Raw genomic sequence first — 15,835 nt, forward strand, 5'->3', positions numbered from 1 at the left:
TTCACTGGGACGAGCGCGGTCAGGAAATCCGGTACACCGCAGCGCCCGCCGGCCTGCTTGGCCGGCGGGCGCTGGGATCAGATCTTGAAGTCGTCGTACGCCACCTGGCTGTCTGGTACCCCTAGCCTGCTCAGTAGCTCTCGGGTGGCCTTGAGCATGGCCGGCGGTCCGCACAGGTAAAACTCGCAATCAGCCAGGGCCTGATGGGCTTTGAGCAGACGATCGTGGGCCACTTCGTGAACCAGACCTCTCAAGAGCGCATCGTCGTTCTGTGCTTCATCCGAGAGCACCAGATGCCAGCTGAAGTTCGGGTGCTGCCCGGCCAGTTGCTCCATCTCCTCGATGTACGGTGCCTCCTTAAGGCTGCGTGCGCCATACCAGAAGTGGATCCGCTCACCACCCTGCCCCGCCAACAACGTCCGAATCATCGCGCGCAGCGGCGCCATGCCAGCGCCGCCGCCGATGAACACTTTCTCCCGCCCGTGGGGTTTGAGCGCGAAGTCGCCGAAGGGGCCGCTGAAAGAAACCCGATCCCCCGGCGAGAGCGTGTACAGGTAGGTCGATCCCCTGCCCGGCGGTTGCCGCTTCTTGTCCGATCTGCCGGGACTGAAGCGCGCCAGCAACGTCAGACGACCCTGCGCCTGATCAATGGGCAAGGCCAAGGAGTAGGCCCGGCGTACCGGCTCACGATTGACCAGCTTTTCCGGCAGATCCACGCCGGCCCAATCCTGATGGTGGTGTTCCGGTCGCACCAACTTGTGAACAGGCACGTCGTAATCGGGCACGTGCACTTGCAGGTAAGCACCGGGTTGATACTCCGGTCCGGCAGCCTCGTCGGGCTTGAGCACGATCTCGCGCAGGAACGGGGTCACTGCCGTAACCTGCTCCACGGTGGCCGCATACTCGGTCCACAGGCTTGCCCCGCCGGCCACCTCGACATCGGTGTCCTCGGTCACGGCCAGGTTGCAGGCCAGGCGATAGCCCATCTTGACCTTGCTGGCGCCCAGGTGGGCGCGATCGGCCGCGGTGGCTTTGGGCGCCGCGCCGCGGAAGCGCACCTCGCACAGACCACAGCTCTGCCCTCCTCCACAGTTGGACGGCAGTTGCACGCCCTCACGTGCCAGCGAGACGTAGACGTTGTCGCCTGCCGACGCTCGTACGGTGCGCAGCCGTGCCCCGTCCGGACCGAATACCGACAACTCGCGGGTCGGACGCCAGCGGCGCGGCACGAACTCGCTCCAGTGGAAGCTGGCAAACAGCAGCCAGATCCCGGTCAGTGCCAACCACAGACCGCCGATCGCGGCAGTGACCACCAACGGGTTGTTGAAGTTCTTGCGTCCGGTGTAGTCCATGATGTGCAACATCCAGAACACATCGAATAGACGCCAGGTCTTGTTGCGGTGGTAGAGCACTTCGCCCGTCTGGGCAGACAGGTACACCGTGGTGTCCTGCGTGTCATCGGTGTCCACACGCCACAGACGCCCCTCGTGATCGCGCACCTCCCCGCTCCACTCCAACAAGCGCGGCGCTTTCAGCGTGCCCGGTCCGGTGTAGGAAGCTTGGGCCAGGCGCGTGGCCCAGGCCGAATCCAAGGAGATCGGCTGGCCCGTAACGGCGTTGGCCAAGGTGATACCTTGCGCATCGGCCAATTGGTACACCGGCGTGTCCAACAGCCAGCCAGAACTCACGCGGCTGATTTTCTTGTTGCCACCCAGAAAGCTGGCCGGCGATCGGGCGTTGGCGGGCCAGTCGTGCGCGGCATGCGCATGGGCCTGGAACTGATGGCCCTGCACCTGATCGTGGTCCAACCAACTCATCATCACGCCGCTGGCCATCCAAAGCAGCAACTGCAGGCCGATGATCAAGCCGACCCATTTGTGCAGCGTTCTCATCCAGGGCGTCATGCTGCGGCCCTCCTGCGAAAGCTGTAGAACAACAGCCAGGCACCACTGAGCACGAACACCAGTCCGACCGCCGAGGCCACGCGCAACAGAGTGTTGTTGACGTCCGAGCGCGCCTCGTAGTCCATGATGTGGAACATCCACAGGAAATCGAACCAACGCCACAGGCTGTGCCGCCGCGCCAGCAACTCGCCGCTATAGGGCGAGAAGTACAACGTCGTTTCACCGGCATCGGCGTAGTGTACGGCCCACATGGGAACCGGGCGCGTGGCGACTTCCTGTGGCGCTTGCGTCACCCATTCAACCCGGGCTACCGGCGCTTGGCCCTGGTACACCGACTTGGCCAGCGCGATCGCCATTTGCTGATCGCCCGGCGAGAGCACCTGGCCGGTCGTAGCGTCGAGCAGGTAGATCTTGTCGTGGGCATGGATCTCATAGACATCCCGCTCTAGCAGGCGCTTGAGCTTGACCTGGGTCATGCCCGGGTAGCGGCGCTGCAACTCCTCACCTGACAAGTGCGTGGGTGCGACCAGCGGTTGCTGATGCGCATGGGCCAGGTGATCGCCATGGATGATGTCCAAGGAAATAACCGTCATGTACACGCCGCTGATCATCCACAGCAGCGCTTGCACGCCGATGATCAGGCCAATCCATTTGTGGGCCTTACGCGCCCAGAAAGCCGATTTCATAGTGATCTCGTTCGACAGGAAGACGACACCTGCCCCCGTCACACGGACGGGGGCAGGTGAAGCGGGCCTTACCAGTGGTAACCCACGCGTGCATACCAACGACGACCCAGCAGGTCATACGTCATCGTGTCGGTATTGGCGTCGGTATAGCTCTGGATGAACGGGGCTTTCTTGTCGTACAGGTTGTCGATGCCGAAGGACACATCGAAGGTCTTGTTCGGTGCGTACTTGAGCTGGGCGTTGTGGTAGGTCACGCTGGGGGCATGATCGCCAATGTCGCCGGGGCTAGCGTTGATGTCATCCGCCTTGCCGATGTACTGCAAGCTGTAAGAGCCGGACCAGGCTTCGCGCTCCATCGTCAGCGAGGTCAAGGCGCGCCAGTGAGTAAAGCTGCCACGGCCACCGGTGATCTTGCCGGCGTACTCGATCACCTCCGCGCCCGGGAACGGCCGCACGTCGTACTGGTCCAGATAGGACACATCCACACTCAAAGTCGAATCGAACCCAGCGACCGCGAACTGGTACAGACCGCCCAGGTCGATGCCCCGTACCCGCTCGTTGGCGGCATTGACCGGCTGGGACGACAGGAAGTCCACTTCACCGGTGATCGGGTTGCGGGTGAAGTTGTCGTTGCCGCAGAACGGATGCGCCAAGCCCGGGGTGTTGTAGCAGATCGACAGCTTGGTTGAGCCATCGATGCGCTGGATGGCGTTGTCGATCTTGATGTTGAAGTAGTCCACCGTCAGCGTCAGCCCGGGCAAGAAGCTCGGCGTCCAGACCGCGCCCACGGTCAGGGACTTGGCGTCTTCCGGCTCCAGGTCAGGATTACCGCCGGAGGTGGTCAGGATCGTGTTGCCCGGCTGCACGTAGCCCGCCCGTACGCCGTACGCCTGGCAGTTCTGACGCACTACCGAATCAGCCGGCAAGCTGCTCCAGCCGCTACAGGGATCAGTCGTGGTCAGGTTGCCCTCGGCCACGCCACCAAACAGCTCGGGGATGTTGGGGATGCGGAAAGCCGTGGCATAGTTGGCGCGCACCTTCAAGGACGGCACGATCTGCCAATCCAGCCCCACCTTGTAGTTCACGTCTTCGCCGAACAGATCGTAGTCGGAGTAACGCACCGCGGCATTGAGCGTCAGGCTCTCGGCGATCACGCTGTCCTGCAACAGCGGCACGGCAAACTCGGCGAAGGCTTCCTTGGCCGTGTACTCACCGGCGATCGGATCCTGTTGGTTCGTGTTGGCAATGCCCAGCACCGTCAACGGATCCGGATCGCGCCAACCACGCTCCCTGCGAACCTCGATGCCGGAGGCAAAGCCCACCCAACCGGCCGGCATCTCGAATAGCTGGCCGCTGATGTTGGCGGTGAAGCTTTTCTGGTCGTTACCGCCGTTATCGCGCGTCCTGAACAGGAGGTAGTTGAGCACCTCGGGGGTCAGGTCGCCGTAGCCGAGATAGTCACCGCAGGGGATCGCCGCGCCGGGCGTGTTGCTGCACACCGCGGTATTGAGCGTGTCATCCACCCGGTCCAGGTTGGCCACATTGGTCGAGCCATCCACACCGGTGTTGCGCCCCCAGTTCAGCGCGGCCGACCAGTCCCAGTTCATGCCCAACTGGCCTTCAATGCCCGCGACCACGCGGAAGGTATTGGTTTCCTGGAAGAACTCGCGCGGGCCGGCCTCTTCCAGACGGCGGCGCTGCAGCAGCAGGTCCTGACCGGTCGGGTTGGTCGGGTGGCTGGCCGCGATGTTGATCGGGCGATAGACACCCAGGCTGCCGGGCGTGGCCAGCTGGTCGGACTGGCGGTTGGTGAACATCAACTCGGTGAACACGCGCGTGGTTTCATTCACGGTGCTGTCGCCGAACAGGCTGAAGCTCAAACGTTTGATGGGGTTGACGGCATTGAGATAGGGATTGCCGTTGTAGTTATGTTTGGCCGCCGAATACGGTTCATAGAAATCCCCGTCACCATTGGGATCCTGGTTGAAGTTCACGCGCGAGCCATCGGCTAGCAATGCGCGCCCACCGATGGTGGCCGAGCTGCCCACACATTCGAGTTGCCCGTCGACCTCACCCAAGCCGCACGGTGCGCGTGAGGCCATGTTGACCGTGCCGGTCTCCGAGTAGTTGATGCCGGCCATCAACGAACCGCGGTCTGACGTAATACCCCAAGCGAAATCGAACGACTTTTCTTCGCCATCGCTTTCGAAGGTCTGTCCGTATCGCACCGCCGCCTCGGCACCGTCGTAGTTCTTCTTGGTGATGATGTTCACCACGCCCGCCACGGCATCGGCACCGTAGATAGCGGAGGCACCGTCCTTGAGGACCTCGATCCGCTCGATCAGCGCTACCGGGATGATGTTCAGGTCCACCGAGCTGTTGGCACCGGTGCCACCATTGACCACACGACGACCATTGAGCAGAACCAGCGTGCGGTTAATGCCAAGGCCGCGCAGATTGACCTGAGTAGTGCCGTAGCCGTTCTCGGCCCAGTAGGCATTGGACTGGCTGCCGGCAAAGCCGGCCGAGGCCGGCAGGCGCTGCAGCAGCGTCTCCACCGAAGTGGCGCCGGAGCGCTCGATGGCTTCGGCATCCACCACGCTGACCGGACCAACACCGGAGAGCTGCAGTCGCTTGATATGGCTGCCGGTGACCTGGACGGTGTCCAGCGTCTTGGCCGACTCGCTCGTGGCGCCCTGTTCAGCCTGCTGAGCCAGAGCCACCGTGGAAAAACCGGCGCACAGAAGGGCACCGACGGATACCGCCAAAGGATTGCGCTTGAAGTACATGGGTTCTCTCTCCCCCGAAGGGCAATGCATGCGTATGACCCTGGTGCCCCAGACGTGGGGGCCTATGCGACATCAGGGCGTGCGTAGACGTCGCCAATCAATGGCGACCAAGCAGCATTAGCCGATGGGAGGTCGGAACAGCCGGGATACCTGTCGTCGCAGCGGCGGCAACTCAGGCGTAGGTAGGTAGGTGCTCGTCAGGGCGTGCTGGGCGGCAAAGATGACCGGCACACGCCCGGCGAAGAAGGTGAGCACACAGCTGCAGTCGCAGGAGGTGGTGCTGCAGTCGCACTGATGATCGTTCTGATCACCCTGCCCGGCTTGCTTACCATCGGGACGAATTTTGTTGCAATCGTTACTAATCTTGGCGCGTTCATTGACACGCGCGCCGCCGTGCACCGAGTGGGTGCCATTCACCGCACCTGGGGGAGGAATATGCCGCACGGCCATCCGCGTGGTGGCCTGCGCGCTCAGGATCCCATCCGCGCAGAGCACGAGGATCAGGAACATACGCAGTAGCACGCGAAGCGACGGCATGAGCGTGTGGCGAACCCGCAGGTTGTCTATACCACAGCAATAGCACGAGGAAATTCTTAGTGTCAACTCCTTGTGCAGCACAGCATCGAAAGTGGTTGGACTGGTTGTATAGACATGTAATGCTTGGGCCATGGACGAACCCAAGCCGCACTACCAGAAGCTCAAGCACTTCATCCTGCGTCACATCACCAACGGCGATTGGCCCGCGCGCAGTCGCGTCCCCAGCGAGAACGAACTGACGGCCAAGTTCGGCTTGTCTCGCATGACAGTGAATCGAGCGCTGCGCGAGTTGACCGATGCCGGCGTGCTGACCCGAGTGCAAGGCGTGGGCACGTTCGTCGCCGGGCCCAAGGCCGAATCGGCGATGTTCGAGGTGCGCAACATTCGCGAAGAGATTCAGTCCCGCGGCCAGACACACTCGGTCCAGGTATTGATCTGCGAGACGGTCGAGGCGCGCTCCAGTGTGACGACCAACTTCGGCCTGACACCGGGCACGGAGCTGTTCCACAGCCGCCTGCTCCACCACAGCGATGACAAGCCCGTGCAGTTGGAGGATCGCTTTGTGCAACCCAGCGTGGCGCCGGATTACCTGGACATCGATTTCCACACCGAGATTCCGCATCAGTACTTGATGCGCGTTGCGCCGCTGGAGCGCGCCGAACATGTGATTGAAGCCGAGACGGCCAGCAAGCGTCTGGCTGCGCAACTGAAGATCAACGAAGGCGATCCGTTGCTGGTGCTGACCCGACGTACGTGGTCGCGCGGACAGGTGGCCAGCTTTGTGCGGCTGATTCACCCGGCATCTCGTTACCGCTTTGTGGGCACCTTCCAGGTTGGCGCCCCCCTGAACCCTTGATGATTTGATGGATACCTTGGAACGCTCCGCTTCCCCTGCGCGCACCGTTCGCGCTCCGATCGGCACCCAGCTGCACTGCAAGAGCTGGCTGACTGAAGCGGCCTACCGCATGATCCAGAACAATCTGGACCCCGATGTTGCCGAGCGCCCGGAAGACCTGGTGGTCTACGGCGGCATCGGTCGTGCTGCGCGCGACTGGAAAAGCTTTGACCGCATCTTGGAAACGTTGCGATCGCTTGAGAACGATGAGTCCTTGCTGGTCCAGTCGGGCAAGCCCGTCGGTGTTTTCCGCACGCACCCCTCTGCGCCACGCGTGCTGATCGCCAACTCCAACCTCGTCCCCCATTGGGCGACGTGGGAGCACTTCAACGAGCTCGATAAGAAGGGCTTGATGATGTACGGCCAGATGACGGCCGGCAGTTGGATCTACATCGGCAGCCAGGGCATCGTCCAGGGCACGTACGAGACCTTCGTGGAGTTGGGGCGCCAGCACTATGGGGGCAACTGGCAGAACAAGTGGATCCTTACCGCCGGCTTGGGCGGTATGGGTGGCGCGCAGGCGTTGGCGGCGACCTTGGCCGGGGCCAGCAGCATCGTGATCGAGTGCCAGGAGTCTCGGATCGATTTTCGTATTCGCACGCGCTATGTCGATCACAAGGCCTACTCCATCGATGAAGCCTTGCAGATCATCGAGCACAGCCCGACGCCGGTATCAGTGGGTCTGCTGGGCAATGCGGCCGAACTGCTGCCGCAGTTCGTCGCCCTTGCACGTAGTGGCGGCGCCCGCCCCCATGCGGTGACCGATCAGACCTCGGCGCACGATCTGATCAATGGCTATCTGCCCGCCGGATGGACCCTCTCACAGCGGGAGCAGGCCCGCAGCGGTGACGATGGTCAGCGACGCGAGCTGGCGCAGGCTGCCGCGGCCTCGTGTGCCACGCATGTGCGCGCGATGCTCGATTTCCACGCCATGGGCGTGCCGACGATCGATTACGGCAACAACATCCGCCAGGTGGCGCTGGATCAGGGCGTGGACAATGCCTTTGCCTTCCCCGGCTTCGTGCCCGCCTGTATCCGTCCGCTATTCTGCCGCGGCATGGGCCCATTCCGATGGGTGGCCCTGAGCGGGGATCCAGAAGACATCTACAAGACCGATGCCAAGGTCAAGGAACTGTTTCCTGACAACACGCATCTTCACTACTGGTTGGACCAGGCCCGCGAGCGCATTGCCTTCCAAGGTCTGCCCGCACGAATCTGCTGGTTGGGCTTGGGCGAGCGCCACAAGGCCGCGCTGGCCTTCAACGAAATGGTACGCAATGGCGAGCTCAAAGCACCGATCGTCATCGGACGCGATCACCTGGACTGCGGCTCGGTAGCCAGCCCCAACCGTGAAACCGAAGGCATGCGTGACGGCTCCGATGCGGTCTCGGACTGGCCGCTGCTCAACGCGCTGCTGGCTACCAGTGGCGGTGCGACCTGGGTGAGCCTGCATCATGGCGGCGGCGTCGGGATGGGCTTCTCGCAACACTCGGGCGTGGTCATCGTGTGCGATGGCACCGAGCAAGCCGATCGCCGGCTGGCGCGTGTGCTGTGGAACGACCCGGCGACGGGCGTGATGCGCCACGCCGACGCGGGCTACGAGCAGGCACTGGCCTGTGCCCGTGAGCATGGCCTGACCTTGCCGGCCATTCTGGAGTGAATCGCATGCTTACCCTGACACCGGGCCAGCTGACGTTGGCCCAACTGCGGCAGATCGCGCAAGGGACTGATCCCATCGCCCTGGACGCAGATTGCTGGGACAACGTCCGGGCCTCTTCGCAGGCCGTGCAGGCCATCGTGGCCGCCGGCGAGCCGGCCTATGGGATCAACACCGGCTTCGGCAAACTCGCCAAAGTCCACATCCCACGCGAGCAACTGGAACAGTTGCAAACCAACCTGGTGCGCTCGCACGCCGTGGGCATGGGGCCATTGCTCGACGATGCCTGCGTGCGCCTGATCTTCGCCACCAAGATTGCTTCCCTGGCGCGGGGCTACTCCGGTGTACGCGAGCAGACGCTGACCACCCTGATCGCGGTCTACAACGCCGGGATCTGGCCCTGTATCCCCGCCCAGGGTTCGGTCGGTGCATCCGGTGATCTGGCCCCCTTGGCGCATCTGACCTTGGCGGCCATGGGCGAAGGCAGGTACGCGTCGACGGGCAGATCCTGTCGGCCAGCCAGGCCCTGCAGGACGCTGGGATCGCTCCCATTCGACTGGCAGCCAAGGAAGGGCTGGCATTGCTCAACGGCACCCAAGTGTCCACGGGCATTGCGCTGATGGCGCTGTTTGCCGCCGAACAAGTCTATGCGGCCGCCGTGCTAACGGGCGCGATGAGCGTGGATGCGGCATGCGGCTCAGATGCTCCCTTCGATCCGCGCATCCACGCCGTGCGTGGCCAGCCCGGCCAGATAGCAGTGGCCGCGCACTACCAGCGACTGCTGGCCGGCAGCGCCATTCGCCAATCGCACCTTCACAACGACACCCGCGTGCAAGACCCTTACAGCCTTCGGTGTCAGCCGCAGGTCATGGGCGCGGTGCGCGATGTCATGCAGCACGCCGCCCACGTGCTGCTAACCGAAGCCAACGCAGTCTCCGACAATCCGCTGGTGTTCACCGACACCGGCGAGGTGATCTCCGGCGGCAACTTCCACGCCGAACCGGTAGCCTTTGCCGCGGACCAGCTGACGATGGCGGTGTCCGAGATTGGCGCCCTGTCGGAACGGCGCATCGCCCTACTCATCGATGCCACGATCTCCGGGTTACCCGCCTTCCTGGTCGCCAATCCGGGCGTGAACTCCGGCTTCATGATCGCGCACGTGACCGCGGCCGCCCTGGCCAGCGAGAACAAGACCCTCTCCCACCCGGCCAGCGTGGACTCCCTGCCCACCTCGGCCAATCAGGAGGATCATGTCAGCATGGCCACCTTCGCCGCGCGCAAGTCGCGCGAGGTGGCCGACAACGTGCGCCGGATCGTGGCCATCGAGCTGCTCGCCGCGTGCCAAGGCATCGAGTTCAGGCGGCCACTGGCGTCTTCGCAAGCATTGGAGGCAGTGCATGCGCAGGTGCGTAGCGAGGTGCCCCGCTACGATGAGGATCGCTATCTGGCGCCGGAAATGCAGGCGATGGAAGCCTTGATCGAGCGGGGCGGTTTGCGCGCGTTCCTGGACTGGCCGCTGCAGGATCTGCGCGCGTGAATCTGGCTTGGCACGGATGCGTGGACCTGCCGGCGACCGCCGATACGCAACGCTGGCACCAAAGGGTGGCCTTGGGCCCGCAGCCTGAGGCGCCCGGCATTGCCCTGCTGGGATTTGCCAGCGATGAAGGGATTCGTCGCAATGCCGGCCGCCTGGGCGCCGCACAAGGGCCCGGTGCACGTCGCAACGCCTTGGCCAACCTGCCTGTGCTCCATTGTGCTCCGCTCTACGATGCGGGCGAAATCACCTGCGTGGATCAGGCATTGGAGCTGGCGCAGGCCCGCTACTCCCATCGAGCGCAGCAACTGTTGGATCAGGGGCATTGGGTGATTGGTCTGGGCGGCGGCCACGAGATCGGGTATGCCAGCTACGCGGCACTGCGCGGACACCTGGGCGCATCCAAGGCTCGCATCGGCATCTTCAACTTCGATGCACACTTTGATCTGCGCGAGCAAGGCAGTGCAAGCTCGGGCACGCCCTTCCTGCAGGCACTGGAGCATGCCCGAAGCATTCGCTCCCCGCTGCAGTATCACTGCATTGGTGTAAGTCGATCCAGCAACACGCCGCGTCTATTCGCTACGGCCGACCGCGAAGGCGCCCATTACCTCACCGATGACGTGCTGTGCACCTGGAATTGGCAGGCACAGGCTGAGGTTCTGCGTGCGTGGTGTGATGCGGTTGACGTTATCTACCTGACGCTGTGCCTGGACGTGCTGCCACAGGCGGTGGCCCCGGGCGTGAGTGCCCCCCACCCACGCGGGGTGAGTCTGGAGGTCCTGGAAGCCCTGCTGGATCTGGTCATGGCCTCGGGCAAGGTACGTGTGGTCGACGTGGCGGAACTGTGTCCGCCCCTGGATCCGGATCAGGCCACCGCACGTGTGGCTGCGCGCTTGATCCACCGCATGGTCAGCGCGCAGGCTCAGTGGGGTGACACCGGCTGGCAAAAGGCAGTGAGCTAGCGGGAGCGCTCAGCCAGAAGTTGTTTCATCTGGGCGATCTCCTGCTTCTGCGAGGTGATGATCTCCTGGCAGAGCTTGACCAGCTCGGGATCCTTCAGGCGGTTTTCCTCGCACATCAGAATGGCGCCGGCATGATGGGGAATCATGGAGCGGATGAACTGCCGATCTGTCACCGCGGCCTGCGTGCGAATTCCCCACCAGCAGAACAGCATGAACACCACGGTCACGCCGGCCAGGATCAGATTGCGCCGACGATCGGGGTACATGCTGGACATTAGCCAAAGCTCGATCAACAGCATCGGCGCGGCCATCAGCCCTGCCATGTAGAACTGGTTGACGTTGTGATAGACGTTGGCCAACTGATCGACCATGGCATACATCAGGGCGTACATGGCCAGGAACGACAAGGCCATCATCAGCAGCAGGCGACCGTAGTGGCCCTGATGCGTCTGACCGGAACTTCCGTGCGAGGCGTGTTGCTCTGAATGCTGCGTGTGCGTGCTTTCGTGCTTACCGTGCGAAAAAGACATGTCGATCTCCGTGGGAATGGCAGAACATCGCCGAATCCCGGGAGCCAATGAACCAGCCCCCGGGGAGATAGCAGTTACATACCCTTGCCGGCAGCGAATTCCTGCGGGCTCAGCTTGCCGTCCTTGTTGCCATCAAGCATGCCGAAGTGCGGCGCGAGCTTGTGCTTGGCCAGTTCTTCCTTGGACAGCGCGCCATCCTTGTTGGTATCGAGCTTGGTGAAATCGGCATCGGCCGCGGCCGGCTTGTGCTGACCATGCTCCTGCTTCTTGTGGTCCATCGGCTTGTGCTGACCGTGGTCGGTGGTGGGCGTGGTGGTCTGGCCGCCGGCGAAGGCCGCGCCCGCCATCAGAAACAGGGCCATCATCGAGAGGGAGGCATAACGCTTCATTGCAGTACTCCTTGTGGGATATGAGCCATCAGTGACAGGAATGGCCGCGCGCAGGCTCATCGGCGCGGTCAGGGGGGGAGGTGGCAACAACGGTGGAGCCGGACAAACGCAAGGCATTGGTGACCACCGAAACCGAGCTCAGGCTCATGGCCAGGGCCGCCATCATCGGACTGAGCAAAAGGCCGAAGCTGGGATACAGCAGGCCGGCGGCGATAGGCACGCCGATGGCGTTGTAGACGAAGGCGAAGCCCAGGTTCTGCTTCATGTTGGCCACCGTCGAAGACGAGATGGCACGGGCTTGCACGATGCGCCTCAGATCACCCTTGACCAGGGTGAGCTGGGCGCTGGACATGGCCACATCCGTGCCCGTCCCCATCGCGATGCCCACATCGGCTGCCGCCAGGGCCGGCGCATCGTTGATGCCGTCGCCAGCCATGGCCACACGACGACCCTGGGCTTTGAGTTGCTGGACCAGTTCGGCCTTGTCCTGAGGTTTGACGCCGCCACGCACATCCTCGATGCCCAGCGTGCGCCCCACGGCCTCGGCCGTCGCCTGTGCGTCACCAGAGGCCATCACCACGTGCAGGCCATCGGCACGTAGCAGGTTCAAGGCAGGCAAGGTCGTGGCTTTGATGGGATCTGCTACCGCAATGGCGCCGGCCAATCGTCCATTGACCGCCAGGAACATCACGCTGGCGCCTTCCTTGCGCAGACGCTCGGCGCTGCTTTGCAAGGGCGCAACATCAGCCCCTACCGATGCCATCAAGCTTTGGTTACCAAGCACGACATCCTGATCGGACACGCGCCCGCGAACGCCTTGACCGGTGAGCGAATCAAAATCTTGGGCGGTCACCAGGATCAAGCCACGTCGCTGGGCTTCAGCCACGATAGCCTCGGCCAAGGGGTGCTCACTGCCCTGCTCCAAGCTGCCAGCCAAGCTGAGGATCTGATCAGCATCGAAGCCGGCGTAGGAGAGTGTGTCGCGAAAGGCTGGACGCCCCTCGGTCAACGTACCGGTCTTGTCCACGATCAACGTGTCGATCAGACGTAGCTGTTCGATCGCCTGAGCATCGCGGAACAGGACCCCGACCTGCGCAGCGCGGCCAGTGGCGACCATGATCGACATGGGGGTAGCCAAACCCAAGGCACACGGGCACGCAATGATCAGAACCGATACGGCATTGAGGACGGCAAAAGTCCAGGACGGTTCGGGTCCAAACAGGCCCCATCCGAAGAACGTGAGCACCGCCGTGGCCAGCACGGCCAGGACAAACCAGTACGCCACCTTGTCCGCCATACGCTGCATCGGCGCGCGGGAGCGCTGGGCTTGGGCTACCAACTGCACAATCTGCGACAGTACCGTCCCGGATCCGACTTTGTCCGCCCGGATGACCAAGGCGCCCGTCCCGTTGAGCGTGGCGCCTATAACGTGATCACCGACAGCCTTCTCCACCGGAATGGGTTCACCGGTCAGCATCGACTCATCGACACTGGTGCGGCCTTCGATGACTTCCCCATCGACCGGCACCTTCTCGCCCGGTCGTACGCGAAGCAGATCACCCACGTGCACGTGATCCAGCGCAACGTCCTCTTCGCCCCCATCGGGTTTGACGCGGCGAGCCGTCTTGGGCGCCAATCCCAGCAGGGACTTGATGGCCGCCGAGGTTTTGGAACGCGCCCGCAGTTCCAGCAGCTGTCCGAGCAGGGTGAGCGAGACGATGACCGCTGCCGCCTCGAAGTAGACCCCTACCCGTCCATGCTCGCGGAAAGAGTCCGGAAACAGGCCCGGTGCCACGGTGGCCACCACGCTGTAGCCAAACGCGGCGGCCACGCCGATGCCGATCAGCGTCCACATGTTGGGGCTGCGATTGCCGATGGACTGTAGGCAGCGCTCAAAGAAAGGCCACCCCGCCCAGAGCACCACCGGGGCGCTCAGCACGAGCTCAATCCAGGTGCGTGCCTGCGTGGACAAGCCGGGCAGACGATGTCCCAGCATGGCCAAGACCAGGACGATCAAGGTCAAAGGCAACGTCCACCAGAAGCGTCGGGTGAAATCGCGTAACTCCGGATTGTCGTCCTCCTCCAGCGAGGGCATCTCCGGCTCCAGCGCCATGCCGCAGATCGGACAGGTGCCGGGACCTGGCTGACGAATCTGCGGATGCATCGGGCAGGTGTAGACCGTGGCGTGGGTACCGCTGGGTTGGGCCACCGCTGCTGGGGCGGTCACTTCAACTTGCTGGGGAGCATCGTCCGTATAGCGGACGGGATTGGTGATGAACCGCTCTCGGCATTTGGCTGAGCAGAAGTGATACTTCGTTCCGCCATGCAGGGCGTGGTACGGCGTTCTAGCCGTGGAGACCTGCATACCGCATACCGGATCACGCACCGAGTCTGGACCATCGCTGGCACCCTGCGGCATCGCCTTGCCGGCTTCATCGTGGGAATGAGGGGACATGGATCACTCTGGTCTGGAAGAAGGGATCGCGACAAACTGTCAGCTGCGTTGACCGTGCAGGACGTAAGGCTGCGTGGTGCCGTCGGGCAGTACGAATTCCACCGTGTAGGGTTGAACACGTCCGTCGGGCATCTCCATACCAGGAGAACCGGCGGGCATCCCCGGCAGCACTAGTCCACGGCCTACCGGGCGCTCACGAAGCAGGCGCAGGATGTCCTGCACCGGCACATGACCTTCGACGATGTAGCCATCGATCTCGGCGGTATGGCACGAGCCGCGTCCATAAGGAACGCCCAAGCGCGCCTTGATCGGATTAAGGTCTTCGCTGTTGTGCACCTCAACCGTAAAACCTGCTTTCTCCAGATGCTCCACCCACAGTTGGCAGCAACCGCAGGTCGCACTCTTATGTACTTTGACCAACGGCAACGGACGCTGCGGCTGAGCGACCTGCTGCGCAGCCGCCGATGTCGGAGATTGAGCGGCCGATGCCGCCTCTGCACTGACAGCCGATTCGGGGCGCGCGCATGCGGTCAGCGACAAGGCCGTGGTCAGCAGAAAGAGACAGCTGCGAGAAGTATTCATCATGCGTCCTCAAGAGATGCCCGAGCGCCGAGGCGCTCGGGCGTGGAGCCGGGCAGCTCCATGAAGGGATCAATGCTGGTGGTCGTGGCCGTCATCGGCCTTGGGAGCTGGCTCGGCTGATTTGGCTGGCATGGAGGAGTGCTGATCGTGCTCAGCTTCGGATCTGGCCTGCGCGGGTTGCTTGGCTGGCTCGGCCGCATGCACGTGCGTCTTGCCGTCGGCATGCACGTGCGTGGTGCCTTCCTTAGCTTTGCTCATGTCCATGTCCATGCCACCGGCTTGATGACCCTGGTCATGGCCATCACCCATCTCTGCTCCATCACCGCTGCCATGCTGATCTGCACCCGCTTCCTCGCCGTGCGAGTGCCCGCCGGTCTCACCACCGCCGTGTGAATGACCATCACTGCTGGCCACCAACGCATCGTAGCCGGCCTTGTCCAGCGTGGGCAGCTTCTGCAGGAAGGCCGACATGTTCCAGATGAACTCATCGTCCATGCTGCCGCCCCACGCGGGCATGCCGCTGGCCTTGATGCCGTGCTTGATCACCCAGAACGCCTCAGCTGGAGCGACCGACTGTTTGCTTAGGTTCGGTGGCGCGGGGTACAGGCCCTTGCTCATCTCGGTGGCCGCCGCCTCTGGCGAAAGATGGCAGGTCACGCACATGGCGTTGTAGTTGCCCGCACCCTGGCGGATACGCTCAGGATCATCCAGGTTCGTGGGCACCTGAAGCTTGGCGGCGCGCACCTCAATGGAACGCTCGCGCGCCGTTTCAAGTAGCGCATACACCGGGCGACTATGCGGATCGTCGGCGGCCACGTTGTATACGCCCAGAGAGACCGTGGCGGTTGCGGCTACCGCAACCAATCCCAAGCCGGCACCGAGCCATACCCACATCTTCTTGTTGGATTTCATTGT

General features: G+C 63.1%; 12 protein-coding genes and 1 pseudogene. 4 read left to right on the plus strand and 9 right to left on the minus strand.

What is annotated here, in order from left to right:
* Positions 1-77: 77 nt before the first annotated feature.
* From AC5P7F_RS18485 to AC5P7F_RS18500, 4 genes are all read right to left on the minus strand, one after another.
* Complete coding sequence (locus AC5P7F_RS18485; RefSeq protein WP_049427062.1) at positions 78-1,904, minus strand: PepSY domain-containing protein; 1,827 nt, start codon at positions 1,902-1,904, stop codon at positions 78-80.
* Positions 1,901-2,590: a PepSY domain-containing protein gene (locus AC5P7F_RS18490; protein ID WP_049395158.1), complete on the minus strand. Its 690-nt coding sequence runs from the start codon at positions 2,588-2,590 to the stop codon at positions 1,901-1,903. The genes AC5P7F_RS18485 and AC5P7F_RS18490 overlap by 4 nt, the downstream gene beginning before the upstream one ends.
* A 68-nt stretch (positions 2,591-2,658) precedes the next feature.
* Positions 2,659-5,379, minus strand: coding sequence for a TonB-dependent receptor (locus AC5P7F_RS18495; protein ID WP_098477609.1), 2,721 nt, complete (start codon positions 5,377-5,379; stop codon positions 2,659-2,661).
* Between the two features lie 117 nt (positions 5,380-5,496).
* Entirely contained in the window at positions 5,497-6,048 is a 552-nt protein-coding gene (locus AC5P7F_RS18500) for a CopL family metal-binding regulatory protein (RefSeq protein WP_136624995.1), read from the minus strand.
* Here AC5P7F_RS18500 and hutC point away from each other — a divergent pair.
* From hutC to hutG, 4 genes and pseudogenes are all read left to right on the plus strand, one after another.
* Positions 6,047-6,772 (plus strand): histidine utilization transcriptional repressor HutC, encoded by a 726-nt coding sequence (gene hutC, locus AC5P7F_RS18505; RefSeq protein ID WP_049395161.1) that lies wholly within the window; start codon positions 6,047-6,049, stop codon positions 6,770-6,772. The genes AC5P7F_RS18500 and hutC overlap by 2 nt on opposite strands.
* 7 nt (positions 6,773-6,779) lie before the next feature.
* Positions 6,780-8,471, plus strand: coding sequence for a urocanate hydratase (hutU, locus tag AC5P7F_RS18510; protein ID WP_049395162.1), 1,692 nt, complete (start codon positions 6,780-6,782; stop codon positions 8,469-8,471).
* Positions 8,468-10,005: pseudogene (gene hutH / locus AC5P7F_RS18515) on the plus strand (histidine ammonia-lyase). Before hutU ends, hutH begins: the two are co-directional and overlap by 4 nt.
* Complete coding sequence (gene hutG, locus AC5P7F_RS18520) at positions 10,002-10,964, plus strand: formimidoylglutamase (protein WP_049395164.1); 963 nt, start codon at positions 10,002-10,004, stop codon at positions 10,962-10,964. The pseudogene hutH and the gene hutG overlap by 4 nt, the downstream one beginning before the upstream one ends.
* Here the strand turns inward: hutG and AC5P7F_RS18525 are convergent.
* The 5 genes from AC5P7F_RS18525 to AC5P7F_RS18545 all read right to left on the minus strand — a co-directional run bounded on the left by AC5P7F_RS18525 (position 10,961) and on the right by AC5P7F_RS18545 (position 15,832).
* A complete protein-coding gene (locus AC5P7F_RS18525) occupies positions 10,961-11,494 on the minus strand; it encodes a DUF305 domain-containing protein (RefSeq protein ID WP_495205421.1) in 534 nt (177 codons plus the stop codon). The two genes, hutG and AC5P7F_RS18525, sit on opposite strands and share 4 nt — an antisense overlap.
* Positions 11,495-11,568: 74 nt before the next feature.
* Positions 11,569-11,883, minus strand: a complete 315-nt coding sequence (locus AC5P7F_RS18530) for a hypothetical protein (protein ID WP_049395166.1) — start codon at positions 11,881-11,883, stop codon at positions 11,569-11,571.
* A 28-nt stretch (positions 11,884-11,911) separates the two neighbouring features.
* The gene (locus AC5P7F_RS18535; protein ID WP_370443874.1) at positions 11,912-14,338 is read right to left on the minus strand and encodes a heavy metal translocating P-type ATPase; all 2,427 of its coding nucleotides are present in this window, start codon (positions 14,336-14,338) and stop codon (positions 11,912-11,914) included.
* A 39-nt stretch (positions 14,339-14,377) separates the two neighbouring features.
* Positions 14,378-14,920 (minus strand): DUF411 domain-containing protein, encoded by a 543-nt coding sequence (locus AC5P7F_RS18540; RefSeq protein WP_080354108.1) that lies wholly within the window; start codon positions 14,918-14,920, stop codon positions 14,378-14,380.
* Between the two features lie 69 nt (positions 14,921-14,989).
* Complete coding sequence (locus AC5P7F_RS18545) at positions 14,990-15,832, minus strand: c-type cytochrome (protein WP_232350873.1); 843 nt, start codon at positions 15,830-15,832, stop codon at positions 14,990-14,992.
* Positions 15,833-15,835: the final 3 nt, after the last annotated feature.

Source organism: Stenotrophomonas sp. YJH_SMC_105-26, assembly GCF_059368915.1.

Coding starts and splice junctions, on each gene's coding strand:
- AC5P7F_RS18485 (WP_049427062.1), bottom strand. CDS start 1,904: ATGACGCCCTGGATGAGAACGCTGCACAAATGGGTCGGCTTGATCATC.
- AC5P7F_RS18500 (WP_136624995.1), bottom strand. CDS start 6,048: ATGGCCCAAGCATTACATGTCTATACAACCAGTCCAACCACTTTCGAT.
- AC5P7F_RS18545 (WP_232350873.1), bottom strand. CDS start 15,832: ATGAAATCCAACAAGAAGATGTGGGTATGGCTCGGTGCCGGCTTGGGA.
- AC5P7F_RS18530 (WP_049395166.1), bottom strand. CDS start 11,883: ATGAAGCGTTATGCCTCCCTCTCGATGATGGCCCTGTTTCTGATGGCG.
- hutC (WP_049395161.1), top strand. CDS start 6,047: ATGGACGAACCCAAGCCGCACTACCAGAAGCTCAAGCACTTCATCCTG.
- AC5P7F_RS18525 (WP_495205421.1), bottom strand. CDS start 11,494: ATGTCTTTTTCGCACGGTAAGCACGAAAGCACGCACACGCAGCATTCA.
- AC5P7F_RS18495 (WP_098477609.1), bottom strand. CDS start 5,379: ATGTACTTCAAGCGCAATCCTTTGGCGGTATCCGTCGGTGCCCTTCTG.
- AC5P7F_RS18535 (WP_370443874.1), bottom strand. CDS start 14,338: ATGTCCCCTCATTCCCACGATGAAGCCGGCAAGGCGATGCCGCAGGGT.
- hutU (WP_049395162.1), top strand. CDS start 6,780: ATGGATACCTTGGAACGCTCCGCTTCCCCTGCGCGCACCGTTCGCGCT.
- AC5P7F_RS18490 (WP_049395158.1), bottom strand. CDS start 2,590: ATGAAATCGGCTTTCTGGGCGCGTAAGGCCCACAAATGGATTGGCCTG.
- AC5P7F_RS18540 (WP_080354108.1), bottom strand. CDS start 14,920: ATGAATACTTCTCGCAGCTGTCTCTTTCTGCTGACCACGGCCTTGTCG.